Annotated in this window: 20 protein-coding genes; 13 read left to right on the top strand and 7 right to left on the bottom strand. The window is 73.6% G+C overall.

Annotation, left to right across the window (positions count from 1 at the left end; all coding sequences use genetic code 11):
* The first annotated feature begins 536 nt into the window (after positions 1 to 536).
* The 9 genes from ACIGFK_RS14025 to ACIGFK_RS13985 all read left to right on the top strand — a co-directional run bounded on the left by ACIGFK_RS14025 (position 537) and on the right by ACIGFK_RS13985 (position 11,642).
* The gene (locus tag ACIGFK_RS14025; RefSeq protein WP_400051779.1) at positions 537 to 1,241 is read left to right on the top strand and encodes a response regulator transcription factor; all 705 of its coding nucleotides are present in this window, start codon (positions 537 to 539) and stop codon (positions 1,239 to 1,241) included.
* The gene (locus ACIGFK_RS14020; protein ID WP_400051777.1) at positions 1,238 to 2,623 is read left to right on the top strand and encodes a sensor histidine kinase; all 1,386 of its coding nucleotides are present in this window, start codon (positions 1,238 to 1,240) and stop codon (positions 2,621 to 2,623) included. Before ACIGFK_RS14025 ends, ACIGFK_RS14020 begins: the two co-directional genes overlap by 4 nt.
* Before the next feature lie 109 nt (positions 2,624 to 2,732).
* Positions 2,733 to 3,173 (top strand): hypothetical protein, encoded by a 441-nt coding sequence (locus tag ACIGFK_RS14015; RefSeq protein WP_400051775.1) that lies wholly within the window; start codon positions 2,733 to 2,735, stop codon positions 3,171 to 3,173.
* Entirely contained in the window at positions 3,170 to 4,165 is a 996-nt protein-coding gene (locus ACIGFK_RS14010) for an FAD:protein FMN transferase (protein WP_400051773.1), read from the top strand. The genes ACIGFK_RS14015 and ACIGFK_RS14010 overlap by 4 nt, the downstream gene beginning before the upstream one ends.
* Positions 4,162 to 4,848 carry a ferric reductase-like transmembrane domain-containing protein gene (locus ACIGFK_RS14005; protein WP_400051772.1) on the top strand — a complete coding sequence of 229 codons (687 nt, stop codon included), beginning with the start codon at positions 4,162 to 4,164 and terminating at the stop codon, positions 4,846 to 4,848. Before ACIGFK_RS14010 ends, ACIGFK_RS14005 begins: the two co-directional genes overlap by 4 nt.
* Positions 4,845 to 6,176: an NADH-ubiquinone oxidoreductase-F iron-sulfur binding region domain-containing protein gene (locus ACIGFK_RS14000; RefSeq protein WP_400051770.1), complete on the top strand. Its 1,332-nt coding sequence runs from the start codon at positions 4,845 to 4,847 to the stop codon at positions 6,174 to 6,176. Before ACIGFK_RS14005 ends, ACIGFK_RS14000 begins: the two co-directional genes overlap by 4 nt.
* Positions 6,173 to 6,385 carry a ferredoxin gene (locus ACIGFK_RS13995; protein WP_400051768.1) on the top strand — a complete coding sequence of 71 codons (213 nt, stop codon included), beginning with the start codon at positions 6,173 to 6,175 and terminating at the stop codon, positions 6,383 to 6,385. Before ACIGFK_RS14000 ends, ACIGFK_RS13995 begins: the two co-directional genes overlap by 4 nt.
* A gap of 764 nt (positions 6,386 to 7,149) precedes the next feature.
* Positions 7,150 to 9,771, top strand: a complete 2,622-nt coding sequence (lanKC, locus tag ACIGFK_RS13990; protein WP_400051766.1) for a class III lanthionine synthetase LanKC — start codon at positions 7,150 to 7,152, stop codon at positions 9,769 to 9,771.
* A 362-nt stretch (positions 9,772 to 10,133) separates the two neighbouring features.
* On the top strand, positions 10,134 to 11,642 hold the full coding sequence (locus ACIGFK_RS13985) for a DUF4246 domain-containing protein (protein ID WP_376659636.1): 1,509 nt from the start codon (positions 10,134 to 10,136) through the stop codon (positions 11,640 to 11,642).
* Here the strand turns inward: ACIGFK_RS13985 and tsaD are convergent.
* The 4 genes from tsaD to ACIGFK_RS13965 form a co-directional block, all read right to left on the bottom strand.
* Positions 11,609 to 12,733, bottom strand: a complete 1,125-nt coding sequence (gene tsaD, locus ACIGFK_RS13980) for a tRNA (adenosine(37)-N6)-threonylcarbamoyltransferase complex transferase subunit TsaD (protein ID WP_400052087.1) — start codon at positions 12,731 to 12,733, stop codon at positions 11,609 to 11,611. The two genes, ACIGFK_RS13985 and tsaD, sit on opposite strands and share 34 nt — an antisense overlap.
* A gap of 112 nt (positions 12,734 to 12,845) precedes the next feature.
* Positions 12,846 to 14,678, bottom strand: coding sequence for a glycoside hydrolase family 15 protein (locus ACIGFK_RS13975; RefSeq protein WP_400051764.1), 1,833 nt, complete (start codon positions 14,676 to 14,678; stop codon positions 12,846 to 12,848).
* The gene (locus ACIGFK_RS13970; RefSeq protein ID WP_400051763.1) at positions 14,609 to 15,352 is read right to left on the bottom strand and encodes a monovalent cation/H(+) antiporter subunit G; all 744 of its coding nucleotides are present in this window, start codon (positions 15,350 to 15,352) and stop codon (positions 14,609 to 14,611) included. The genes ACIGFK_RS13975 and ACIGFK_RS13970 overlap by 70 nt, the downstream gene beginning before the upstream one ends.
* Positions 15,349 to 15,528 carry an MrpF/PhaF family protein gene (locus tag ACIGFK_RS13965; RefSeq protein ID WP_386467007.1) on the bottom strand — a complete coding sequence of 60 codons (180 nt, stop codon included), beginning with the start codon at positions 15,526 to 15,528 and terminating at the stop codon, positions 15,349 to 15,351. Before ACIGFK_RS13965 ends, ACIGFK_RS13970 begins: the two co-directional genes overlap by 4 nt.
* 147 nt (positions 15,529 to 15,675) lie before the next feature.
* On the opposite strand from ACIGFK_RS13965, the gene ACIGFK_RS13960 reads away from it, so the two are divergent.
* Positions 15,676 to 17,460 (top strand): thiamine pyrophosphate-requiring protein, encoded by a 1,785-nt coding sequence (locus ACIGFK_RS13960; protein WP_400051761.1) that lies wholly within the window; start codon positions 15,676 to 15,678, stop codon positions 17,458 to 17,460.
* 223 nt (positions 17,461 to 17,683) lie between these two features.
* On the opposite strand, the gene ACIGFK_RS13955 is transcribed toward ACIGFK_RS13960, so the two are convergent.
* The gene (locus ACIGFK_RS13955) at positions 17,684 to 18,613 is read right to left on the bottom strand and encodes a Rieske 2Fe-2S domain-containing protein (RefSeq protein WP_400051760.1); all 930 of its coding nucleotides are present in this window, start codon (positions 18,611 to 18,613) and stop codon (positions 17,684 to 17,686) included.
* A gap of 55 nt (positions 18,614 to 18,668) precedes the next feature.
* Positions 18,669 to 21,083 (bottom strand): SpoIIE family protein phosphatase, encoded by a 2,415-nt coding sequence (locus ACIGFK_RS13950; protein ID WP_400051758.1) that lies wholly within the window; start codon positions 21,081 to 21,083, stop codon positions 18,669 to 18,671.
* 128 nt (positions 21,084 to 21,211) lie between these two features.
* Between ACIGFK_RS13950 and ACIGFK_RS13945 the strand changes: the two genes are divergently transcribed.
* A complete protein-coding gene (locus tag ACIGFK_RS13945) occupies positions 21,212 to 22,399 on the top strand; it encodes a glutamate--cysteine ligase (RefSeq protein ID WP_386473035.1) in 1,188 nt (395 codons plus the stop codon).
* 27 nt (positions 22,400 to 22,426) lie between these two features.
* Here ACIGFK_RS13945 and ACIGFK_RS13940 read toward each other — a convergent pair whose 3' ends face one another.
* On the bottom strand, positions 22,427 to 22,918 hold the full coding sequence (locus ACIGFK_RS13940) for a DUF6328 family protein (protein ID WP_376659630.1): 492 nt from the start codon (positions 22,916 to 22,918) through the stop codon (positions 22,427 to 22,429).
* 189 nt (positions 22,919 to 23,107) lie between these two features.
* Here ACIGFK_RS13940 and ACIGFK_RS13935 point away from each other — a divergent pair, with 189 nt between their 5' ends.
* Positions 23,108 to 23,461: a PRC-barrel domain-containing protein gene (locus tag ACIGFK_RS13935; RefSeq protein ID WP_376659629.1), complete on the top strand. Its 354-nt coding sequence runs from the start codon at positions 23,108 to 23,110 to the stop codon at positions 23,459 to 23,461.
* A 127-nt stretch (positions 23,462 to 23,588) separates the two neighbouring features.
* Positions 23,589 to 23,954 (top strand): STAS domain-containing protein, encoded by a 366-nt coding sequence (locus ACIGFK_RS13930; RefSeq protein ID WP_386473040.1) that lies wholly within the window; start codon positions 23,589 to 23,591, stop codon positions 23,952 to 23,954.
* Positions 23,955 to 23,967: the final 13 nt, after the last annotated feature.

Genomic DNA, 23,967 nt, shown 5'->3' with positions numbered 1-23,967 from the left:
CGCCGGATGGCTCTGCGACGACCACCAGCCGTAGTCAATAGGGCGGGCTACCCGCGGAGTGCCCCCTGCTGCCGACCGCTCCCACGACTTCCCACTATTGACCGATCCCTGCCGCCCGGGCCGGCGGCTACCAAGATCCGGACCATTTCCGGACCAGCCCCCGCGCGAAAGACTTACGGAGCACCGTTTTCCCAGGTCAGCACGGGTGCATCTGCTGTACCACCAGCAGACGAAGAACCTGCTGGTCAGCTACTCGCCAAGCAGCTCGGGTTCTTCTGGAGCAGTGAAGTCCGTTGCTTGGTTCGGGCGTTGCTCTCTTCGGGCAGCGCCCGCTCCAGACACTCGGCGTAAGCGATACGAAGCCTTGAGTGATCGCGTTGCGTTTCAGGTGCCGCTTCCGGACCGGTGACGGACCAAGCCTCGACTCTCTGTGCGGATCACGGACCCGAACGGCCCCTACCGTCAGCACGGGGTGTCGACGCAGCCTGGAAGGGTCGGCGCAGTCGATCCCCTCACCCGGGAGGCGGGCAGCGAGTATGAGCGCCCATGTCAGGGGCCATGTCGAGGAGACGCGGGTGCTGGTCGTGGAGGACGACCGGGGCATCGCGGAGTCCTTGGTGCGCGGTCTGCGGCAGGCCGGATACGAGGCCGAGGGTGTGCGGACGGGGCGGGCGGCCTTGTCCGCACCCACACCCGACGTGGTCCTACTGGATCTGGGGCTTCCGGACATCGACGGTGTGGAGGTGTGCCGGAGGCTGCGGGCGCGTTCGGACGCCGCGATCATCGCGGTGACCGCGCGGGGGGAGGAGGCGGACCGGGTGGTGGCCCTGGACGAGGGTGCCGACGACTACCTGGTCAAGCCGTTCGGGCTGGCCGAGCTGCTGGCGAGGATCCGGGCGGTGTTGCGCCGCAGGCGTCCGGCGGAGCCGGAGGTCCTGCGGCACGGGCCGCTGGCGGTCGACCTCCGGACCCGGCAGATCGCGGTCGACGGGCGCGAGGTGGCGCTGACGCCCAAGGAGTTCGCGATTCTGGAGTGCCTGGCCGCCGATCCGGGCCGGGTGGTGAGCCGGCAGCAGATCCTGGAGCGGGCGTGGGACGCCCACTGGTACGGGCCGACGAAGGTGCTGGACGTGCATGTAGCGGCGCTGCGCCGCAAGCTCGGCGTGCCTGGGCTGGTCGAGACGGTCTACGGGCAGGGGTTCCGGCTCGGGGCGGTCGAGGTGCCGGAGGTGCAGTCGTGACGCGTCGGATCACCTGGACGCTGCTGGCCCTGACGTCCGTACTGCTGGTGCTGGCGGTCGTGCCGCTCGCAGTGTCGCTGGCGGCGCGCGAACGCGTGGCCTATCGCGACAGCCAGCGGGCGGCTACGCGTGTGATCGCCGCAGCGGCCGAGGAACACCTGTCCGACAACAAGCCGCCGATCGTCATGCGCCAGGAATTGGACGGCGCGGCCCGGGCGGGGGACTGCGCCGCCGTGTACGACGCCGCCGGGCGCCTGGTGGCCAGTACGCCGTGCACGGCGGCCCAGGGCGGGGAGGCGGAGGAGCTGGTGGAGGCGGTACTGGCGGGGCATGAGCCAGAGCCACCGGAGAACGGGGGATGGCTGCAGACCGCGGAACCGGCCGGTGAGGTGCGCCAGCCCGCCGGAGCCGTTGTTCTGGCCCGCTCTGCGGGGCCGCTGAATACCCGGATCGTGGCGATCTGGGGCTGGTCCACCGCGATCGGCGTCGCGGGGCTGGCTGCGTCCGCGCTGCTGTCCGTACGGCTCGCCCGCTGGGTCAGCCGGCCTCTGTCGACGCTGGATGCCAGCGCCCGCAGGCTGGGTGAGGGTGTCCTCGACGAGCGGGCCGACGTCGGGAACGGTCCGCCGGAGGTGCGCCGCCTGGCCGCCACCTTCAACACCATGGCCGCCCGCACGGAGACCCTGGTCCACGGCCACCGGGCCGTGATCGCCGACGTGTCCCACCAGCTGCGCACCCCGCTTGCCGCGCTGCGGCTGCGCCTCGACGTCCTGGCCGCCGGCGCCGAGGGCGACACGGCTGTGGAGCTCGGCGCCGCGCAGGAGGAGATCGCACGGCTGTCCCGGCTGGTCGACGGACTTCTGGCGGTAGCGCGTGCCGAGCAGGCGACGCCTCGTCCGGCCGCGGTGCGGGTCGACGAGGTGGTCGCCGAGCGGGTGACCGCCTGGTCGCCCGTCGCCGAGGAACGCGGCATCCGGCTGTCCGCCGTGCCCGAGGGGCCGGCGCTGACCGCAGCGCTGGGCGCGGGCCACCTCGAGCAGATCCTCGACAACCTGATCGCCAACGCCGTGGACGCCGTGCGCGAAGGCGGGAGCATCACCCTCGGCCACGGCACGGCGCAGGGCGCGGCCCGGGTGTCCGTAAGGGACGACGGTCCCGGGATGACGGACGAGGCGAAGGCGGTCGCCTTCCGCCGGTTCGGCAACCCCCAGGCCCGGGGCACGGGCCTGGGGCTGGCCATCGTCCACCGGCTGGTCACCGCCAACGGCGGTACGGCGCGGCTGGCGGACACCCCGGGCGGCGGGCTGACCGTCGTACTGGATCTTCCCCTGCACCCGGAGGCCGCGCACGAGCGCGGCGGGGCACAGAGATTCCCGGCGTAGAGATCTTTACCGGTTCTGAAGGAGACGTGAGCGATTTCCTGGGCGCCGTGAGCACAGCCTGGAGGTGCACGCAGCCGATCCGGGCCGCCGATTCTCCAGGAGAGCTGCCATGGCCCCCCCGTCCGACGACTTCCAGCCGACACCGGCCCCCACTGCTTCCTCGTACGCGCGCGATCACGGTCTGCGCCGCAGCCGCCGCACCACCCGGTGGATCGCGGTCACCGCCGCGGCCGGCGCTGCGGCCCTGGGCGGCTTCTACACGCACCTGCTGCCGGGCGGTTCGGCCGCCCCAGCGCCGGCGAAGGCGCAGGTGCAATACCCTGCGGCGTCGACCGCCACCACCGTGGGGAAGAACGACGAGGGTCGCGAGGAGCCGAACCGCCACGAGGACGACGCGGATGATGACGAGGAGGGCTCGGCCCGGGTTACGCAAACGGCTCCGCAGCCGCCCGCCCAGCCGCCTTCCGTGGCGCAACCCGCTCCGCAGCCACCGGCCCAGCCGCCCACCGCGACCCGGCAGCAGCCGCAGACCACGACGGGGGCGTCATGACCACACACCCCTCGGCGCCCGCTCCCGGCCGGAGCCACTTCCCGGCCCTGGGCACCACGGCCGCCCTGCTCGTCACCGACCCGAGCGCCCTGCCCACCGCGGAAGCGGTGCTGCGCGCCGAGCTGGCCGCCGTCGACCGTACGTGCAGCCGCTTCCGGCCGGATTCGGAACTCAGCCGCGTGAACCTGAACCCGGAGGGCACGAGGGCCGTCAGCGAATACTTCGCCGAGGCCCTGCAAGCCGCGCTGCGGGCCGCCCGGCTCACCGACGGCGCCGTGGACCCGACCGTGGGCAGCGCGGTGATCGCGCTCGGCTACGACCGTACCTTCGCCTCCGTGCGCCCCGACGACGCCCGCCCCGTGCCCGTGGCCCGGCCGGCGCCCGGCTGGCGACACATCGCCTTCGACCCACGCGCCCGTCGGCTGCGCCTGCCCCCGGGCACCCGCCTCGACCTGGGCGCCACGGCCAAGGCCCTGGCTGCCGACCGGGCCGCCCGGCAGGCCGCCGCAGTGACCGGCTGCGGGGTTCTCGTCAGCCTCGGCGGGGACCTGGCGACCGCCGGGCCGGCACCCGAGGGCGGCTGGCGGATCGCCCTCGCCGACGACCACGCCCGGCCCGCCCCAGAGGGCGGTGCCGCTGTGGCGGTGACCGGCGGGGCGCTGGCGACCTCGGGCATCCGGGTGCGCACCTGGCGGCGCGGCGGACGGGTCGTGCACCACATCGTCGACCCGGCCACCGGCGAACCCGCCACACCCGGGTGGCGCACGGTCACGGTCGCGGCCGCCACCTGTGTGGACGCCAATGCCGTCAGTACGGCGGCGATCGTGCTCGGCGACCGGGCCCTGGACTGGCTGCGAGGTACTGCCCTGCCCGCCCGGCTGACCGGCCTCGACGACACGGTCGTCCGCCTCGGCGGCTGGCCACCTGACTCCCACGCCCCCGCCCCCGCCCCCGTAAGCTCCGCGGCCACGGCCCCCGGAGGCCCGCGATGACGACACTGGCACTGGTCGGCAGCCCACTGTGGTACGGCAGCCGTGCGGGCGGCACCCTCGCCCTGCTTCTGCTCACCGCCACGGTGGTGCTCGGCATCGCCTCCGGCGGACGGGCCTCGCCCCGCCGGATCGGCCGCTTCGAGATCGGGCTGCTGCACCGCAACCTGTCCCTGCTCACCCTGATGTTCATCGCCGTGCACGTGGTGACCGCGGTGCTCGATCCGTTCGTGCACCTGAGCTGGGCCGTGTCCGTGGTGCCGTTCGGAGCCTCCTATCGTCCGCTCTGGCTCGGGCTCGGCACGGCCGCGTTCGACCTGCTGCTCGCGGTGCTGGTCACCAGCGCACTGCGGCACCGGCTCGGCGTGCGCCGCTGGAAGGCGGTGCACTGGCTGGCCTACGCGGCCTGGCCGATCGCCCTCTTCCACAGCGTGGGGACCGGCACCGACACCCGGCTCCCCCTCCAGCTGTGGCTCTACGCCGCCTGCCTCGCGTCGGTGGTCGGCGCCGTGTGGTGGCGACTGGCCAAGGCCGGTCCTGAACGTGTCGTCGGACGCTGGGTGGCCACCGTGGCCGCGACGGCCGTGCCCGTGGTGCTGGCCGTGTTCCTTGCCGCGGGGCCGCTCCAGCCGGGCTGGGCGCAGCGTGCCGCAACGACGACGATCCTGCTCGGAGGTGGACGATGAACGCCTGGGCCGCGGTGCCCGTCGCGCCCGACGCGGACAGGGCCGGCCCGCACGACGACGTCGAAGCCCGGTTGCTCTCCGGCTGGTACGCCGCGGAACGGCCGGCCACCCTCGCCGATCACCTCGGGCACCATGGGCCGGCCCCCGTCAGCAGCAGCACTTCCTCGCCCCTCGTGGAAGCGGTCGAGGCGGCCGGGCTCACCGGGCGCGGTGGTGCAGGGTTCCCGACCGCGCGCAAGCTGCGGGCCGTTGCGGAACGCGGTGGCCGGGCCGTGGTCGTCGTCAACGCCATGGAGAGCGAACCTGCCAGCCGCAAGGACCAGTTCCTGCTAGCCGTCGCGCCCCACCTCGTCCTCGACGGCGCCGTCCTGGCCGCAGTCGCGGTCGGTGCCGACACGGTCCACGTGTGCCTGCCCCGGACCCGCACCGCCCAGCACCAACAGCTGAATGCGGCCATGGACGAACGCCGGCGCGCCCGCCTCGACCCGGTGCGGCTGCGGCTGCACGCCCTTCCGCACGCCTACGTCTCCAGCGAATCGACGGCCCTGGTGCGCTGGCTCAACAGAGGCCCGGCCCGCCCGCAGGGCAGCCCGCCCCGCACCCACGAACGCGGCGTCTCCCGCCGCCCCACCCTCGTGAACAACGCCGAGACCCTCGCCCACCTCGCCCTCATCGCCCGCCACGGCCCCGACTGGTTCCGGCAGACGGGAACCCCGCACGAGCCCGGCACCCTGCTCGTCACCGTGACCGGCACCGTCGCCGTCCCTGGCATCCAGGAGGTCCCGCTCGGCACACCGCTCGCCGCGATCCTCGACCGCGCCAAAGGCCCCACAGAACCCGTACAGGCGGTCCTGCTCGGAGGCTTCGCCGGCACCTGGCTCCCGGCGGAACACCTGCGCACCCCGCTCACCCGGCGCGACCTGGCCCCGCTGGGCGCCGCACCCGGGGCGGGCGTGCTCATCGCACTCCCGCACGCGGCCTGCGGGCTGGGGGAGACGGCGCGCATGCTCGCCTACCTGGCCGCCCACGGCGCCCGCCAGTGCGGCCCCTGCCGCTTCGGACTGCCCGCCGTGGCCGACGACTTCGCCATGCTGGCCGCCGGACAGGCCGACCCCGACCTGCTGCCACGGCTCCACCGGCGGGTCGGTCTGCTGCCGGACCGGGGCGCCTGCCGCCACCCCGACGGCGCCGCCCGCCTCGCCGCCTCCGCCCTGCGCACCTTTGCAGACGACGTCGACCACCACGTCACCCACGGCCCCTGCCCCGCAGCCGCCGGAGCTCCCCGGCTGCCCGTACCGGCCCCCACTCCCCCGGAGACCTGGCGATGACCCCCACCCGGACCCTGCGCATCGACCGCATCGCCTGCACCGGACAGGGCCTGTGCGGTGAATTGCTCCCCGAACTGATCGGCCTCGACGAATGGGGCCACCCCGTCATCGAGGCCCGGGACGTCCCCGACCACCTGCGCACCCACGCCCGCCGGGCCGCGGCGTCCTGCCCCCTCCTGGCCCTCCACCTCGACGCCGGCCGGACGTGACAGCATCCGCCGCCATCGGCCCTCCGGCCCCTGCCGAGCCGGTTCGCACGTCGGCCGCGGTATCCGCCGTGCCGGACCACCAGCTGCCCTCAGCGGGAATTGATCATGGTGCGCATCTCGGCGATTTCGGCGGTCTGCCCCCTGATCGCCGACCTCACCCGCTGTCGGAGGCGTTGTCGCCGTCGGCGAAGGCGGGCGTGGCACCGGACAGGGTTGCAGCGGCCAGCAGGCCGCACGCGATGATCTTTCGCATGCCCTGCATACGCCACGCCACCCGATCGGTCACGCCGGACGGGCCGAGGCCCTGTGCTGCCGGGGGTGCCACCCCGACCCTGCGCGGCGCGGTGGCTCCCGCCCGACGGCCCTCCACGCTCCTGATGGCTCCCACGGCTTCCCGCGTCCGCCCCAGGACCGCACGCACCAAGATCCGGACCATTTCCGGACCAGCCTCCACCAGAAGGCCGCGCCAGCTACCGCTTCACCTGGTCAGCATGGGTGCGTCTGCTGTACCACCAGGAGACGAAGGACATGCTGGTGTCGTACTCGCCGAAGCGTCTCGGCCCGTTCCAGGGACAAGGGCCCGCCGGCGGGGCGGACCGTGGCGTCCGGTCGCCGTTGACGGCCGCCGCCGTCGGCGAGCCCGTCGCACCACCGCCGCTCGACCGCCGGCGGCGAGACTTCGGCGTGCCCCTGCGGCATCGACGACGAGGGCGGACCCGCCCGATGCCGGTCGCATGCCGCCGACCACCCTGCGAGGAGATTCCGTGCTCGAAGGCTTCGGCGAGGCGCTCGCGGACCGGGAGTACTACCTGCCGCTGACCGGCGTGGCCGACCCCGGGCCGCGCTTCGTTCCCGGCGAGGTGCCGGCGGGCCTGCGCGGCGGCGCCCAGGGCATCTGGACGGTCTGGGGCGGTCCGCGGACCGCGCTCGCCGAGCAGGGCTGGAAGATCCACGTGTCGGCGCGGCTGGACCGGGCGCAGCACGTGCTCGACACGGTCGCCGGGGTCTGCTTCTCCGAAGGCGTGCCGTTCAAGCACCTCAGCGCCCGGCTCTTCTTCCTGTTCCTCCATCACAAGCACGCCGGGCGGGCCCAGTCGGGCAAGTTCTGCTCCGTCTACCCGCCGGACACGGCGACCGCCCGCCGGCTGCTGGAGCGCCTGAGCGACGCGCTCGACGGTGAGGAGGGGCCGTACGTGCTCACCGACCGGCGCTTCCGCGGCTCGCGGACGGTCCACTACCGCTACGGCTCCTTCGGCGCGCGCAGCCGGCTGCGGGCCGACGGTACGCGGGAGGCGCTCGTCCGCGACGGCTCCGGCCGCGAGGTCGCGGACCTGCGGCTGCCGGCCTTCCACCTGCCCCCGGGGATCACGGACCCTTTCGTCGGGCAGGAGGAGCAGCCGCACGCGGGCCCGATCCTGATCCGCGACTACGAGGTGACCCGCGCGGTGCGCCTGAGCAACGCCGGCGGCACCTACCAGGCCGTGGACCGGCGGACCGGCCGCACCGTCTTCCTCAAGGAGGCCCGCGCCCACAACGGCCTGGTCTTCGACGGGACCGACGCGCAGCAGCGGCTGCGGCACGAGCACCGCGTGCTGCGCGAGCTGCACGCGGCCGCCCCCGGGGTGGGCCCCGAGCCGCTGGACCACTTCACGGAGTGGGAGCACGACTTCCTCGTCACCGAGTACATCGCCGGGCAGCCGCTGGTGGGCTGGCTGAGCCGGTCCTCCCCGCTGGCCCGCGCCGACCGCACGGACGGGTCCGTCGCCGCGTACCACGAGGCGTGCCGGCACCTGCTGGCCGGGCTGGACGCCTCGCTGGAGCGGCTGCACGGCGCCGGCTACCGGTTCGGCGACCTCAGCCTGGGCAACGTCATGGTCACTCCGTCGGGCGGGGTCCGGCTGGTGGACTTCGAGGCGGCCTCGGCACTGTCCGCGGCGCCCTCCCGGATGGGCACTCCGGGGTTCACTCCGCCGCCCGGTCTGCGCCGGGCCGAAACCGGTCCGCTGCTGCAGGACCGGTACGGCACGGCGGCAGTCGCGTTCGCCTTCCTGGCGCCGTTCCACGAGATCGCCGAGCACGCGCCCGGCAACCTCGCTCTGCTGCGCCGCGACCTGGCGGACGTGGCTCCGCCGCAGGACCTGTGGCAGCGGGCCACCGCCTTCCACCTGCCGGAGGACCGGGCGCAGGACCGGGCACCCGACCGGGCGCCGGAGCAGGACGGTTCCGGCCGCCTGCCCTCCCCCGCCGAGCTGGACGCCGATCCGCGCGGCAGCCTCACCCGGTTCGCCGGGGAGGTGGCCGCGGGGCTGCTGGAGACGGCCGACGCCGGACGGCCGGACTGGGCCTTCCCGCCCTCGCCCGAGGCGTTCCGCACCAACAACGTGTGCCTGGCCTACGGCACGGCCGGGGTGGTGCACGCCCTGCACCGCGCCGGGGCCCCGGTGCCGGAGGAGATCCGCAAACGGCTGCGCCGCGACACGCTGGCGCAGAGCGGGGCGCTGCCCCCCGGGCTGCTCGTCGGCACGGCCGGCATCGCCCCGGTGCTGGCCGGCCTCGGCCTGCTGGACGAGGCGGTCGACCTGCTCCGGGAGGCCGACGGCCACCCGCTCACCGCCTCCTGCGCCACGCTGGCCGGCGGGCGGGCCGGGGTCGGCCTGGGCTGGCTCGCCCTGTACCGGCTGACCGGGGAGAGCCACCACCTGGAGCGGGCCGCGGCGGCCGGGGAGGGCCTGCTGCGCACGCCCGACCTGCAGGCCGGCCTCGGCGAGCACGATGCCCGCGGTCTGCTGCACGGCCGGTCGGGTATCGCCCTCTTCCTCCACCGCCTGGCCCGCTCCACCGGAGAGGACCGCTGGCTGGAGGCGGGCCGCCTGCTGCTCCACCGGGAACTGGACCGGACCTTCCCGCTGGACGACGGCGCCCTGTCCGTCTCCGACGACGCGCGGCTCACCCGTGCCATGCCGTACCTGGCCACGGGTGCGGCCGGGGTCGCGGCGGTGCTCACGCGCTACGCGGCCACCGCGCCGGACGAGCGCTGCGCCGCGGCGCTGCCGCGGCTGGTCGCCGGCGTCCGGGTCTCCGTCGCCACGAAGGAGGCCGGCCTGTACCGGGGGCTGGCGGGACTGGCCTGGTTCCTGGCCGGGCACGCCGAGCTCACCGGCACGGACGCCGCCCGGGAGGACGCCGTGCGCGCCGCGACGGGCCTGGTGAAGTACGCCGTACCGTACCGGCGCGGGGTCCGCTTCCTCGGAGCGGGCTCGCAGCGGTTCACCGCCGACCTGGCGAGCGGCGGGGCCGGTGTCCTGCTGGCCCTGCACCGCCTGCTGGACGGCCCGCTCCTGGCGGAGCCCCACCCCGCGCGTCCCCGGGTCACGGCGACCGGCTGACCGTACCCGGGCGCGCCCCATGAACGCCCCGTCACGGCGGAAAGCAGCTCCGTGCCGGGGTTTGCAGTGACCGACCGACACGACCCCGAGAAGAAAGCGGAGAGCATCCATGAGCCAGATCCTCGCGCTGCAGGCGCTGGAAACCGAGTCGGAGTCCGAGTTCTTCCCGCCCTGCTTCAGCGTCGCCTGGAGCATCAGCGACATCTTCCCCGAGCCGATGTAACGGGCCGGCACCCGGGAGGACCGGGACCGGTGGCCCTGCCGCCGGTCCCGGATTCTCCGTGACGGGGACCGCGGCTGTGGTGTCAGTCCGCTCAAGTATCCTTCCGGCCACCGCACACCGACCCGAAGGACCAAGAGAATTGTCCGGCCTGACTGCTTTCCCGCTGCCCTTTCAAGCATCCAGTTCCATAGCGTTCGCAACACCCCGGACGCTGCGGGAACTTCAGATGATGCAGTGCAGCGCACACATTCGGGCCAAGCCGGCGTGGTTCGACAAGATGCACGATGCCGACGTCGTCGCCCGGTGGACGCAGGAAGCGGTCGCCCAGGGACTCACCGAAGCCCAGGTCCGCTACGTGCTCGCCGAACTCGCGCACTACGCCGCGCTGCGGGACGGGCGCACCGGCGCAGAGGTGTCCGCCGTCGACGGGGTGTGGCAGTCGGACACGCTGATCGACGAACGGCTCAGGTCCCGGCTGCGCGCGGCGGTCCGGGTTCTGGAAGAGGTCCCCGAAGCCGAGCGGGACTGGCATCCCGGATCCGACGGCCAGGTACTGGATCTGGTCCACCCCTCGCTGTTCTGCCTGGTGCGAGAGGCGAGTGGCGCCCCCGAGCGGGCCTGGCACAACCCGACGAACCACTATTCGAAGTACGAGTTCTCGGAGAAGTTCCAGTGGCTGCCGACGGACGTCGACGTCAGTGAAGACGGCGACGTCGCCTTCCGTTCCTACGTCAACAACGTCCACCCCGAACACCACCGCGAACTGGCCGCCGTCCTGCCGGACCTGTTCGCGCGCATGCTCCCGCTGTGGGAGAACGTGCTCACCGATCTGCGCCACCCGCGGCCCCTGCGGATCGAGGCCGATCCCTACGGGTGGTACGACTCGGAGCCGGAGTATCCCGACAAGGCCTCGTACAGCGACGGCGCGGCCTACACGGAGGCCGTCGACGCGTGGCAGGAGGCCCACGACGACTGGTGGGAGAACCGCCGCCCGGTCGTCCCGGACGCCCCGGACTTCACCCCGCCCGAGGTGCCCGGCGCATCCGCCCGGGTCGGCCTCCGGGGCCGCGGTCTCCAGGTCGTCGTCAAGCTCGCCACCATCCACCTCACCCCGGAGAAGCCCGAGTACCCGGGCGGTTCCTGGCACGTCGAGGGGATGATGAACGAGCGGATCGTCTCGACCGGCATCTACTACTGGGACAGCGAGAACATCACGGAGAGCCGGCTGAGCTTCCGTGCGGCGCTCGACGACCCGGACTACGAGCAGAGCGACGACAACGGCGTGCGCGAGGTCTACGGCCTGGAGAACGAGGACGCGCTGAACCAGGTACTGGGATCGGCATCGACCCCGGCGGGGCGCTGTCTGGCGTTCCCGAACGTCCTGCAGCACCGCGTCGGTTCGTTCCGCCTCGAGGACGGCAGCCGCCCGGGGCACCGCAAGATCCTCGCGTTCTTCCTGGTCGACCCGTCGTCGAAGATCGTCTCGACCTCCGACGTGCCGCCGCAGCAGCCGTGGTCCGACACCTCGACCATGACGCTCGAGCAGGCCCGGGATTATCGCGAACAGCTCATGAAGGAACGCAAGTTCTTCGTGGACGAGCACAACGAGCAGCTCTACGAACGGGAATTCTCCCTCTGCGAGCACTGAGGCCCCGGCCTCCGGCCGGCCGGAGCAGCAGCGGTCACCCCGCGGCTCCGGTCGGCGGCGGATGGGTGCAGGGCGGCGTACTCCAGGGGTGCGGACGGGTCGATGGACAGGTCCAGCCGGGCCGGTTCGGAGCCGGCCCGGACCAGCAGGTCGCCGACGGCCGCGATCATCGCCCCGTTGTCCGTGCACAGCGTCGGCGGCGGTACCCGGAGTTCGACCCCGGCGGCCGCGCAGCGCTCCTCGGCCAGGGCCCGCACCCGCGAGTTGGCCGCCACGCCGCCCACCACGACCAGCGTCCGCACGTCGTGCGCGCGGCAGGCGGCCAGTGCCTTGCGGGTCAGGACGTCCGCGACCGCCTCCTGGAGCGAGGCAGCGCCGTCGGCCAGCGGGATCCCCTCGCCGGCCTGCCGGTGCCGCTCGGCCCAGCGGGCGGCGGCGGTCTTCAGCCCGGAGAAGGAGAAGGCGTACGGGGCGTCGCGCGGGCCCGTCAGCGGGCGCGGGAAGGCCACGGCGCACGGGTCGCCCCCGCGGGCGGTCCGGTCGATGGCGGGCCCGCCGGGGTAGGGCAGCCCGAACACCCGGGCCACCTTGTCGAAGCACTCCCCCGCCGCGTCGTCGACGGTGTCGCCGAGGTGCAGGATCGGATCGCGCACCAGGTCCCGTACGAGCAGGAGCGAGGTGTGCCCGCCGGACACGATCAGCACCATGCAGGGGTTCGGCAGCGGTCCGTGCTCCAGGGTGTCCGCCGCCACGTGCCCGGCCAGGTGGTGCACGCCGTACAGGGGCACGCCGGCCGCGTACGCGAGCGTCTTCGCTCCGGCGAGGCCCACCTGGAGCGCGCCCGAAAGGCCGGGGCCGGTCGTGACGGCGACGGCGTCGATGTCGCGCAGGCGCAGCCCCGCCCGGTCCAGGGCCTCCCGGACCACGGGGTCGAAGGCCTGGAGGTGCGCACGGGCCGCGATCTCCGGCACGACCCCGCCGAACCGGGCGTGCTCGTCCATGCTCGACGCCACGACGTGCGCGAGCAGCCGCCCGCCGGAGACGATCCCGGCCCCGGTCTCGTCGCACGACGATTCGATGCCCAGCACCACGGGAGCGCCCACGCCCGCCCCTTTCACTCAAGTGTCGTTATTGCAAGTTGTTCGCAACAAGATACCCGGTGGGTTCGGTTCCGCCGGTCGGCACGGTCGCGCAGGGCACGGCTCAGCCGAGGGCGCGGTCGAGGTTGAAGGCGGCGCTGATGAGCGAGAGGTGGGTGAACGCCTGGGGGAAGTTGCCGAGTTGTTCGCCGCTCCGGCCGATCTCCTCGGCGTAGAGGCCGAGGTGGTTGCCGTAGGTGAGCATCTTCTCGAAGGCCAGCCGGGCTTCCTCCAGGCGACCGGCGCGGGTGAGTGCCTCGACGTACCAGAACGAGCAGATCGAGAAGGTGCCCTCGGAGCCGCGCAGGCCGTCCGGGCTGGCCTCCGGGTCGTAGCGGTAGACCAGCGAGTCGGAGACCAGGTCCGTGGTGAGCGCGTCCAGGGTCGAGAGCCACTTGGGGTCCGTGGGCGAGATGAACTTGGCCATGGGCATCATCAGCACGGAGGCGTCGAGTACGTCGTCGCCCAGCCCCTGGACGAACGCTCCCCGGCCGGCGGACCAGCCCTGCCGCATGATCTGCCGGTAGATCGCGTCCCGGCTCTGCTGCCAACGCGGGAGGTCGGCGGGCAGGCCGCGCCGGTTGGCCATCCGGATGGCCCGTTCGATCGCCACCCAGCACATGAGCCGCGAGTAGACGAAGTTCCTGCGGCCGCCGCGGGTCTCCCAGACCCCCTCGTCGGGCTGGTCCCAGTTCTCGCAGAGCCAGTCGACCACGGTGCCGACCTCGTCCCAGTGGGCGCTGCTGATGGGCTTCCCCCACTTGTCGTACAGGTAGACGGAGTCGACCATCGCTCCGTAGATGTCCAGTTGGAGCTGACCGGTGGCCGCGTTCCCCACCCGCACCGGGGTGGATCCCAGGTGCCCCTCGAGGTGGAGCAGCTCGGATTCGGGCAGCTCGGTGCGGCCGTCGATGCCGTACATGATCTGCAGCGGACCGGCGGGGCCGGCTCCCGGCTCGATGCACCGCTCGGACAGGAAGCCCATGAACGCCTCGGCCTCCGAGGTGAAGCCCAGGCGGAGCATCGCGTAGACGCAGAAGGCGGCGTCGCGGATCCATACGTACCGGTAGTCCCAGTTGCGCTCGCCGCCGACCCGTTCGGGCAGGCTGGTCGTGGGCGCGGCGACGATCGCACCCGTCGGCACGTAGGTGAGCAGCTTCAGCGTCAGCGCGGACCGGTTCACCATCTCCCGCCAGCGGCCGCGGTAGCGCGAGCGGCTCAGCCACCGGCTCCAGAACCGGACCGTCGCCTCGAACTGCTCTTCGGCCTCGGCGCGCGGACATGCCTGCGGGCGGAGGTCATCGCCGATCCGGTCGAGGGCGAACACCGCAGACTCGCCTTCGAGGAGTTTGAAGTGCGACGTGACGTCCTTGCCGTCGGCTTCCAGCGGCGCCGTGGAGGACAGCGCGAGCAACAGGGAAGGGGACTCGAAGACTGCTTCGTGGGCCTGCGCGCGCACGGTGTGCGGTTCTGCGCCGTAGCCGAAGCGGGGAGCGACCCGTGCCCTGAAGGGCAGGGTGCCGCGGACGCAGATCACGCGCCGGATCAGCCGGTGCCGGGACGCCTCGCGGGATTCGTCGGCGACCGGCATGAAGTCCTGGATCTCGGCCACGCCGTCGGCGGCGTAGAACCGTGTGATCAGTACGTTGGTGTCGGGGAAGTAGAACTGCCGCGTACGGGCGGGCACGTCGGCAGCCAGCTCCCACGATCCGCCCCGGTCGGCGTCGAGGATGGAGGCGAACACGCTCGGTGCGTCGAAGCGCGGGCAGCAGTACCAGTCGATGGTGCCGTTGGTCCCGACGAGCGCGGCCGTACGGAGATCACCGATCAGGCCGTGCTCGGAGATCGGCAGGTAGCGCGTGCCGTCCGCGCCCCCGGATCCGTTCCCGAATTCCATGCCGGCCTCCCTACCGTCTGGCCCTGAGCAGGTGCGGGGAGCGAGAAGACCTTGCCCTTCATGGTAGATCGCCCGGCCGGACGGGGCCGGGGTTCAGGTCTGGGCGGCGATCGCCGTGGCCGGGACCGCGATGCCGAGGGCGAGCCAGGCCAGGTAGTCGCCCAGGCGCCAGGGGTGCAGGCGGCGCAGCGCGCGTACGGTGCGGGCCGCCGGATGCCGGCACCGGGGAGTTCGGGGGTGCGGTGGTGCACCGCGGCGAAGGCGGGCGCGGCGGCGAGGCCCGCGGACAGCAGGCCGAGGAGCACTCCCGCGGTGGTCCACTCGGCGGCCGGCACGGCGGTGACGGCGGCCGTGTAGCGGGCCGGGCCGGTGAACAGGGCCGCCCCGCGGGCGAGGGCCTCCGCGACGGCGGGCACGCAGCCCAGGACGGCGGCGAGGACGAGCAGGACGGCGGGGACGGCGGTCATGGCGGGGGGCAGGGTGCGCTGCGGGGTGCGGATCTCGGGTCGCGCCACGGCGGCGGCGATCAGCGACAGCCCGACGACCGACGCCGGGGCCAGGGCGTGCAGCCGCATCGGGGTTCCCCGCAGCCGCACCAGCTCGAGCGCCGAGAGCAGCAGGCAGCCGACGCCGAGCCACAGCAGCACGAGCACGGCCGGATGACGCACCGTCATCCGGCCTGCCGGTCATGGGGCCGTCCGGCCACGAAGCGGGTGAAGACCAGCGTGCCGGCCGGGGCGAGGACCGCCAGGACCAGCGCGAGGTCCTGGTACGCGGACCGGTCGTAGGCCGACTCCGCGGAGGCTCCGATCAGCCCGGGCTGCGCCGTGACCGCCCCGTACGTCCGCACCGGCGGCGAGCCGCACCCGCCGGGCCGCGAACGCGCCGCCCACCGCTGCGACGACGGCCACCGCCAGTTCGACGCACGAGGAGCATGAACAACGGGACCACGGGCAGGCGCGCTGCTGAGGCTTGGCGAGCAGGAGGGATCAGGAAGATGAAGGTCGCCGACTACGTGTTGCAGCGCCTGCGGGAGTGGGACGTCGAGCACGTCTTCGCCTACCCGGGCGACGGGATCAACGGGCTCCTCGCCGCATGGGGACGCGCGGAGGACCGGCCGCGGTTCATCCAGGCCCGGCACGAGGAGATGGCCGCCTTCCAGGCCGTCGGCTACGCGAAGTTCTCCGGCCGCACCGGGGTCTGCGCCGCCACGTCCGGTCCCGGTGCCATCCACCTCCTGAACGGCCTGTACGACGCGAAGCTCGACCACGTCCCGGTCGTCGCGATCGTGGGGCAGACCGACCGCAGCGCCATGGGCGGCGCGTACCAGCAGGAGGTGGACCTGCTCTCCCTCTACAAGGACGTCGCCTCCGACTTCTGCGAGATGGTCACGGTCCCCGAGCAGCTCCCCAACGTCCTGGACCGGGCCCTGCGCATCGCCTCCGCACGCCGCACGGTGACGGCCGTGATCATCCCCGCCGACGTGCAGGAACTCGACCACGAGGCACCCTCCCACACCTTCAAGCAGGTCCCCTCGAGCCTCGGTCTCGGCCGGTACTCCCCCGTCCCCGCCGACGGGGACCTCGCCCGCGCGGCGGAGATCCTCAACTCCGGCGAACGCCCCGCGATCCTCATCGGGCAGGGTGCGCGGCACGCCCGCGCGGAGGTCGAGCAGGTCGCCGAGGTGCTGGGAGCGGGCGTGGCGAAGGCGCTGCTGGGCAAGGACGCCCTCCCCGACACCCTGCCGTACGTCACCGGGTCGATCGGGCTGCTGGGCACCCGTCCCTCGTACGAGATGATGCGGGACTGCGACACCCTGCTGGTGGTCGGATCCAGTTTCCCGTACACGCAGTTCCTGCCGGAGTTCGGGCAGGCCCGCGCGGTGCAGATCGACGTCGATCCGGTCATGGTCGGGCTCCGCTACCCGTTCGAACTCAACATCGTCGGTGACGCCTCCGAGACGCTGCGCCGCCTGCTGCCGCTGCTGGACCGGCATCAGGACGGCAAGTGGCGCGCCACCATCGAAGCCGGTACCGCGCGCTGGTGGGAGGTCATGGAGCGGCGGTCCGCGGTGGCCGCGGACCCGGTCAACCCCGAGTACGTGGTCCACGCGCTGGACGGGCTGCTGCCCGAGAACGCCATCGTCACCGCGGACTCCGGTTCGGCGGCCAACTGGTACGCACGGCACCTGCGGATGCGCGACGGCATGCGCGGCTCCCTGTCCGGCACCCTGGCGACCATGGGCCCCGGGGTGCCGTACCTGATCGGCGCCAAGTTCGCGCACCCGGACCGGCCGGGCATCGCCCTCGTCGGCGACGGAGCCATGCAGATGAACGGGATGGCGGAGCTCATCACGGCGGCGAAGTACTACCGGGAGTGGTCGGATCCGCGGCTGGTGGTGGCGGTCCTGAACAACCAGGACCTCAACCAGGTCACCTGGGAGATGCGCGCCCTCCAGGGCGCTCCCCGGTTCGAGGCCTCGCAGGCCATCCCCGACGTCCCGTACGCCGACGTGGCCGCCCTGTTCGGGCTGGGCGGGGTACGGGTGGAGCAGCCCGAGGACGTGGCGCCGGCCTGGAGCCGGGCCCTGGCGGCCGACAGGCCGTTCGTCATCGACTTCCGGACGGACCCGGCGGTGCCGCCGATCCCGCCGCACTCCACCTGGGACCAGATCGAGTCCGCCGCCGCGTCGGTGCTGCACGGGGACTCCGACCGCGGCGCCGTCGTACGGCAGGGGCTGAAGGCGAAGATCCAGGAGTTCCTTCCCGGATCCGGGAGTTGACCGTGCCGGCCCGCACCGGTCCCGGCACAGCCGGGCCGGAGGACGCCCTGCGGGCCGAGGTCGACGGCGAGGTCCGCTTCGATGCGGGAAGCCGCGGCGCGGACGCGACCGACGCGCGGCGGGCGGCGGGCGGCGGGGCACCGGCTGGACCTGCGCCCCGGCCGCGGCGGCGGGGGCGGTCCCGGAACTGCTGGTGGACGCGGTGTCGGACTGCCCCGGCGGGTCATTGCGGCCCGGGCGCCGTCGCCCCCGCGTCGTGGAAGCGGCGCAGCCGTGCTTCGACGTCGCCGTCGGTGATGCGCGTGTCGAAGGCGGGCTGGGGGGCGGTGGCCGGGCCCTCGACGTTCCATCCGTCCGTCAGGCGGAACAGGCTGCCGTGCCAGGGGCACCGGACGCAGCCGTCGGCGATCTCCCCTTCCGACAGGGGGCCCGCCATGTGGGCGCAGCGGTCGGCCAGGACGCGGACGGAGCCGCCGCTCTCGCGTACGACGAGTACGTCCACCCCGCCCACGCCCGCGCGCACCGCACGGCCCACGGGGAACCCGGACACCGGGCCGACCCGGTGCCAGCCGTCCCCGACGAGGTGCGCCACGTGTTCGGCGTGGTTCGCGCCGGCCGCCTGGCGGTAGGCCAGGTGGCCGCCCAGCGCGCCACCCGCACCGACCGCGGCGAGCCCGGCCATGCCCAGTACCCTGCCACGGCCGTGGCGTCCCCGCGTCCGGGCGAGGAACGAGTTCGCGTACAGGACGGCCCCCGCGAGGTTGGCCAGGGCGTGCACCATGCCGGTGCGGGCCTGTTCCGGCGGCAGTTCCGCCCAGTCGGTCCAGCCCGCCGCCGCCGCGGGAGCCGCCGCGGCCGGCCCGGTGCCGACGAGGATCCGTGCGGCGCGGTGCTGGCCGGGCACCAGGTCCAGGACCGCGGCCGAGAGCCAGGCGCCGAGGGGGACCTGGACGAGCAGGGGGTGGGCGGGATGGCCCAGGGACCGTCCGTGCAGCACGTCACGGGCCGGCCCGAGCGGGACGGCCCGTACGGCCCGGCGGACCGCGCCGATGAGGGCGTCGGCCGCCGACGCCTGTTCGAGGCGTTCCACCGCGGCCGGCAGCAGCCCGGGACCGGCTCCGGCGACCGCGGGATCCATGTGGTTCGTGTCCATGACCGGCGCCTACCCCTGCCGCCGGGCCCATGTGCCGCGCACACCGCGCGGCGGCTCAGTCGGCGGTGTGCCGCGGCAGGTGGATGTCCACGACGCACACGTCGTCGCGCCGGGCCGGGTGCAGGGCGGACAGGAGGTCCGCCAGGGCATCCGGCGAGCCTGCGCCCATGGCGCCGACGGCTGCCTCCGCGAGGCGGACGAGTCCCTCGCCGATGTCCTCCCCCGGCACCTCGATGAGTCCGTCGGTGTACAGGAGCAGATGGTCGCCGGGCTCCAGGTCGAGCGTCTCCTCCACGTAGGCGGAATCGAAGGAGGCTCCGAGCAGGGGTCCTTCGGGCAGGGGGAGGAACCGCGCCTCGCCGCCGCGGACCAGCAGGGGCGGCAGGTGCCCGGCCCGCACCCACGACATCCGCCGCGATGCCGGGCGGTAGCGCATCATGATCATGGTCGCCGTGGTGGCGGGCAGGCCGGTCGTCGTGTGCATGAGGAGCCTGTTGAGCCGGCTCATGGCGTCGGGCAGGGCCGAGCCGGTCACGATCATCCCCTTGGCGGTGAACCGCAGCTGGGCCATGGTTCCGACGGCTTCCAGCCCGTGCCCGGCGACGTCCCCGACGACGAAGAGGGCGCTCCCGTCGGGCAGTTCGATGGCGCTGTACCAGTCGCCCCCGACGTTCACCCCGGTGTCGGAGGGCACGTAGGCGACGTCGACGCACAGCCCCACCAGATCGATCGACTGCTCCGGTACGGGCAGCAACGCGGACCGCAGACCCGCGGCGATCGCCCGTTCGGCCCGGAGCATGCCCCGCTGGAGGAGCACGGACCGCTCGCTCTCCAGCAGGGCGAGTTCGGCATCGCGCAGCGGGGTGAGGTCCTGGAAGAGCCCGTGTACGCCGACAGGTGTGCCGGCGGCGTCCGTCTCGGCTTCGGCGACGATCCGCAGGTGCCGGACTCCGGTCGCGGTCACGACGCGGAACGGCTGGTCGACGGGGGCCCCTTCGCCGAGCAGCCGCTGGACCGCGTCGGCGAGCGTCGGCAGGTCGTCCGGAACGACGTACCGCGGGAGCTCCTCCAGCGTCACCGGCCCCTGTTCGGGCATGCGGCCGAAGATCGTGTAGACCTGCTCCGACCAGTTGATCGTGTCCGTGGTCAGATCCCATTCGGCCCAGCCGAGGTTGCCCAGGCGCCCCATGGTGGCGATGCGGCGGATCTCGCGTTCGCCGGTGTCGTGGCGGATCCACGAGACGACCAGCCGGTCTCCGAGCCGCGCCGCCCGTACGGAGAAGACGGACGTCTCGAGGACGCCCCCGACGGCCTCCTGGTACTCGAACGGTTCTCCTTCGTAGACGGTCCCGGTCTCCAGAGCCTCGGCGTAACCCTGCCACAGCGCCGTTCCCGCCACGGTGGGGTAGGTCTCCAGGATCCGCCGGCCCACGAGCTCCTTCCCGCGGCGGCCGGCCACGTCGACCGCACCCGGAGCGGCCGCCTCGACCCGGTAGTCCTCCACCTCGCCGTCCGGCGAGCGCAGGGGCGACAGGAGCAGCGTGGACCCGGGGAGGGTGTCGAGGACGGCCTGGACGGCGGCCACCTCCTCGTCCTCCTGCCCGGCCTCGGAGGGCTCGAAGGCGCGCAGGGCTCCGCCGCACAGCAGCACCGCCCGCTGGAGCAGGTCCTTGTCGGCGTCGCCGAAGGGGGCGGCGCGCCTCCGGAAGAATCCGATGGAGCCGGCGGTGGGGCCCTTCCCGGGCAGGGGGATCCACGCACGCGTGCGCCATCGCTCCGGCGAGCCGATGAGCTGGTACGTCTCGGCGTCCCGCTCCGGGTCGTCCAGCCATCGCGGCTCCCCGGAGGTGGTCGCGTCGAGGGGGGCGACGCCGGGGACCGGCGGGATGTCCCGCCACTGTGCGGCCAGGGCCTCCTCGACCCCGGCATGGCCGACGAGCTCCAGCCTCCCCGACTCGTTCAGGTAGATCATCACGCCGTCCACCGCGAGGGGACCGCGCAGCGCCTCGCGCAGGACCTCCGCGACGTCGTCCGGGGTCCGGGCGCCGGCCAGCGCGCCGGCCAGGCGGGCCAGCAGCATGCGTGAGCCGGAGGCGGCGCGGTGTCCGATGAGATAGCGGTCGGAGCTGAAGACCGAGTCCCCCGCGTCCGGGGCCGGACCGCCGTCCGCCGCGGAGGGCGGCGGGGGGACCGCGGCGGGGCGCGGACGGATCCCGCCGAGAGTGATCCAGCACTGCTCCATCAGGGTCCGGGACCGCAGCGCGGCGTCCCGTACGAGCGCCTCGTAGGCCGCGTCGGCCGAGAACCCCTCCCGGGCCATCAGCACGCCCTTGGCCCGCTCCACCACCGCCGTGGCGGAGGCAAGGCCTTCCAGGTCCGCCACCTCGGCCCGCAGCCTGGCCACGACCTTGGCCAGGGCGAGGACCTCGGGCGACGCACCATCGCCGGTGGCCGTCGGATCCGTCTCCACCCTTCGAGCATGGCACGGCCGCGGGTCCCGGCACCGGAATCGCGGTGTGCTCCGGCGGCGGACGCGGAGCGCTGCTGGCCCGCCCCGGCCGACTGGTTCCGGACCGCCCGGCCGGGTAGACATGGGGCATGGCAGCCACCGGAGTGGGACACGGAACGAGCGGCCTCCCCCCGAGGGGAGCCGGGCCGGATCCGGCCCGCTCGGCGCATGCCGGGCCCGTCGTGTCCACCATGGGGGTCGAGGAGGAGTTCCTCCTGGTCGACAAGCGCACCCGGGCGCCCGTGGGCCGTGCGGACCCCGTGATCCGAGCGGCTTCGGCCGTACTCGGAGACCAGGTGCAGGACGAGTTCTACAGCTGTATGGCGGAGGTGTGCACGCGGCCCGCGACCACCGCGGGGGACCTGCGCGCCCAGCTCTCCTCCTTGCGCGGCGTGCTCGCCGACGCGGCGGGTGAGGCGGGCTGCCGGCTCGTCGCCTCCGGCACGGCGGTCGTACCGCCCGGGGACCCGATCCCGGTCACCGACACCGCCCGCTACCGCCGCATGGCGCGGATGTTCGGCGCACTCGTCGACGGCAGCCTCGGCATCGTGTGCGGCTGCCACGTCCACATCGGGACCGCCGACCGCGCGCAGGCCCTGCTGCTGGCCAACCACCTCCGCCCCTGGCTCCCCACCCTCCAGGCACTGGCCGTCAACTCGCCGTTCGCCGGCGGCCGTGACACCGGGTTCGCGAGCCGGCGCTGTCTGGAGTTCGGCCGCTGGCCCACGGCCGGTCCCGCCCCGGTGCTGGACCCCGACACCTACGAGGACACGGCCGACGCCCTGGTCGGCTCGGGCACCCTGATGGACCGCCGGATGATCTACTGGTTCGCCCGCCCCTCCGAGCACGTACCGACCGTCGAGTTCCGCTTCGCGGACGTCAGCGCCGACCTGGACACGACCGTGCTCATCGCGCTGCTGCTGCGCGGGCTGTGCGCGACCGTACTGAGCGAGGCCGGGGCGGGGCGCCCGCCGGCGTCCGTCCCCTCGGCCCTGCTGCGGGCCGCGCACGGCTACGCCGCCCGGTACGGAGCCACCGGCCCCGCCCTCGACCCCTTCACCGGCACGGCCGCACCCGCCCGGGCACTGACGGCCGACCTCGTCACGGCCGCGGAGCCGGGACTCCGCGCCGCGGGCGACCTGGGCGAGGTGCAGGCCCTCCTGGACGGCCTCGGCCGCAAGGGCACCGGTGCGGACCGCCAGCGCAGCGCCTTCCGGCGCACCCGCAGCCTGGAGGCCGTCGTCGACGGGCTCGCCGAGGCCACCGCGGGGCCGTGACCCCAGTGGGCCCGGTGGGCGCCCGGGTCAGTCCCGGTCCATGTCCGTGTGTCGGATCCGCGCCCACAGGGGCAGCACGAACCAGCACAGCAGGTACCAGCCGAACACCCCGCCCACCAGCCAGGGCGCGAGGTCGTTGTGGGTCGCGACCCGCAGCACCATGAGGAGGGCGGCGGTGCAGGTGGCCAGGAGCAGCACGAGACCGACGAACGTCAGCCGCGCGGCCCAGGCGACCGCCTCCGGCTTGATGCGGCGGCCGGAGACGATGCGGTGGAAGGCGACCGGCCCGATCAGCGCGCCCGTCGCCAGCGATCCCAGCACCACCGTCACGATGTAGATCGTCTTCTCGGTCTGGGGCAGTCCGTCGAACGCGGGGGTGAAGGCCACCGTGAGCAGGAATCCGAAGAGGATCTGGACTCCCGTCTGGGCGACGCGGATCTCCTGGAGGAGCTCCGTCCACTGCCGGTCCGCGCGTTCCTCCACGGACTCGTTACGGCCGTCATGACCATCGGTCGGCATCCGGCGCCTCCCTGAAGGGTCTCGTCACCGGCGCCTACCCCCGCGGCCCGCGCCCCATGCCCGGCCATGGGCGGCGCTTGCAGCCGGGCGTGTGCCGTCCCCCTTTCCGGGCAGACGCTTGGGCGACGGCGACGGAACCGGTCGTCCCGGCCGTCCCGGAACGCCGCCGCGCACGGAGAGGTACCCGCCATGGACGAAGAGACGATCTGGGGCCATCAGCAGGAGACGGGATACCGGATGGGCATCGATCTCGTCGGCTACAAGGTCGAGGCGACGGACGGCGACATCGGAAAGATCGACAAGCACTCCGAGGCCGTCGGCGCGTCCCACCTCGTCGTCGACACCGGTGGCTGGATCTTCGGCAAGCACGTGCTGCTCCCGGCCGGGACCATCAGGCGCATCGACACCGCCGAGGAGAAGGTCTACGTCGACCGGAGCAAGGACCAGATCAAGAACGCCCCGGAGTTCGACGAGGGCAAGTACGGCGGCGAGCCCGGCTACCTCGAGCAGTTCGCCCGGTACTACAGCCAGCCCCACATGTGACCGCCTCCGCCTCCACCGGGTCCCCCGTGCGGCCCCGTGCGGCGGTCGGGCCTGGCCGTGTGCGACCCCGTGCGAGGGGGTAGACGCCCGACGTATCAGGAGACGGACGAGCACGAAGAGGTGCACGATGCCGACTGCGGGCAACGACCGGTTCACGGTCGACGTGCGGCCCGTCGGAACGGCCACCGTCCTGACGCTGGCCGGGGAGCTGGACCACGACACCGCCGAGCCCCTGAGAGCGGCGCTCGAAGCCGCGCGGGCGGGCGGCGGCCGGCGGCTGCTCGTCGATTTCAGCGGGCTCAGGTTCTGCGACTCCACGGGCTTGAACGTGCTGTTGCGCAACCGGCTCGCGGTGCACGAAACCGGTGGCACTCTCGAACTGGTCGGGATCCGGCGGCCGGTCGAACGCATGCTCCACATCACCGGCGCGGACGGGCTCTTCCCGCTCCACACCGATGTCGAGTCGGCGCTGGCGCAGCACCGGCCCGCGTAGCGAAGGAGCCCCG

This window comes from Streptomyces sp. NPDC085524 (assembly GCF_044541755.1).
Taxonomy (GTDB): domain Bacteria; phylum Actinomycetota; class Actinomycetes; order Streptomycetales; family Streptomycetaceae; genus Streptomyces.
The sequence above is the reverse complement of the archived record's forward strand: the minus strand, read 5'-3'. Positions and strand labels throughout refer to the sequence as shown.

Excerpts from the sequence above, each read along its gene's own strand:
- ACIGFK_RS14025 (WP_400051779.1), top strand. The coding sequence starts at position 537 with ATGAGCGCCCATGTCAGGGGCCATGTCGAGGAGACGCGGGTGCTGGTC.
- ACIGFK_RS14015 (WP_400051775.1), top strand. The coding sequence starts at position 2,733 with ATGGCCCCCCCGTCCGACGACTTCCAGCCGACACCGGCCCCCACTGCT.
- ACIGFK_RS14010 (WP_400051773.1), top strand. The coding sequence starts at position 3,170 with ATGACCACACACCCCTCGGCGCCCGCTCCCGGCCGGAGCCACTTCCCG.
- ACIGFK_RS14005 (WP_400051772.1), top strand. The coding sequence starts at position 4,162 with ATGACGACACTGGCACTGGTCGGCAGCCCACTGTGGTACGGCAGCCGT.
- ACIGFK_RS14000 (WP_400051770.1), top strand. The coding sequence starts at position 4,845 with ATGAACGCCTGGGCCGCGGTGCCCGTCGCGCCCGACGCGGACAGGGCC.
- ACIGFK_RS13995 (WP_400051768.1), top strand. The coding sequence starts at position 6,173 with ATGACCCCCACCCGGACCCTGCGCATCGACCGCATCGCCTGCACCGGA.
- ACIGFK_RS13975 (WP_400051764.1), bottom strand. The coding sequence starts at position 14,678 with ATGGAATTCGGGAACGGATCCGGGGGCGCGGACGGCACGCGCTACCTG.
- ACIGFK_RS13970 (WP_400051763.1), bottom strand. The coding sequence starts at position 15,352 with ATGACGGTGCGTCATCCGGCCGTGCTCGTGCTGCTGTGGCTCGGCGTC.
- ACIGFK_RS13960 (WP_400051761.1), top strand. The coding sequence starts at position 15,676 with ATGAAGGTCGCCGACTACGTGTTGCAGCGCCTGCGGGAGTGGGACGTC.
- ACIGFK_RS13955 (WP_400051760.1), bottom strand. The coding sequence starts at position 18,613 with ATGGACACGAACCACATGGATCCCGCGGTCGCCGGAGCCGGTCCCGGG.
- ACIGFK_RS13945 (WP_386473035.1), top strand. The coding sequence starts at position 21,212 with ATGGCAGCCACCGGAGTGGGACACGGAACGAGCGGCCTCCCCCCGAGG.
- ACIGFK_RS13940 (WP_376659630.1), bottom strand. The coding sequence starts at position 22,918 with ATGCCGACCGATGGTCATGACGGCCGTAACGAGTCCGTGGAGGAACGC.
- ACIGFK_RS13935 (WP_376659629.1), top strand. The coding sequence starts at position 23,108 with ATGGACGAAGAGACGATCTGGGGCCATCAGCAGGAGACGGGATACCGG.
- ACIGFK_RS13930 (WP_386473040.1), top strand. The coding sequence starts at position 23,589 with ATGCCGACTGCGGGCAACGACCGGTTCACGGTCGACGTGCGGCCCGTC.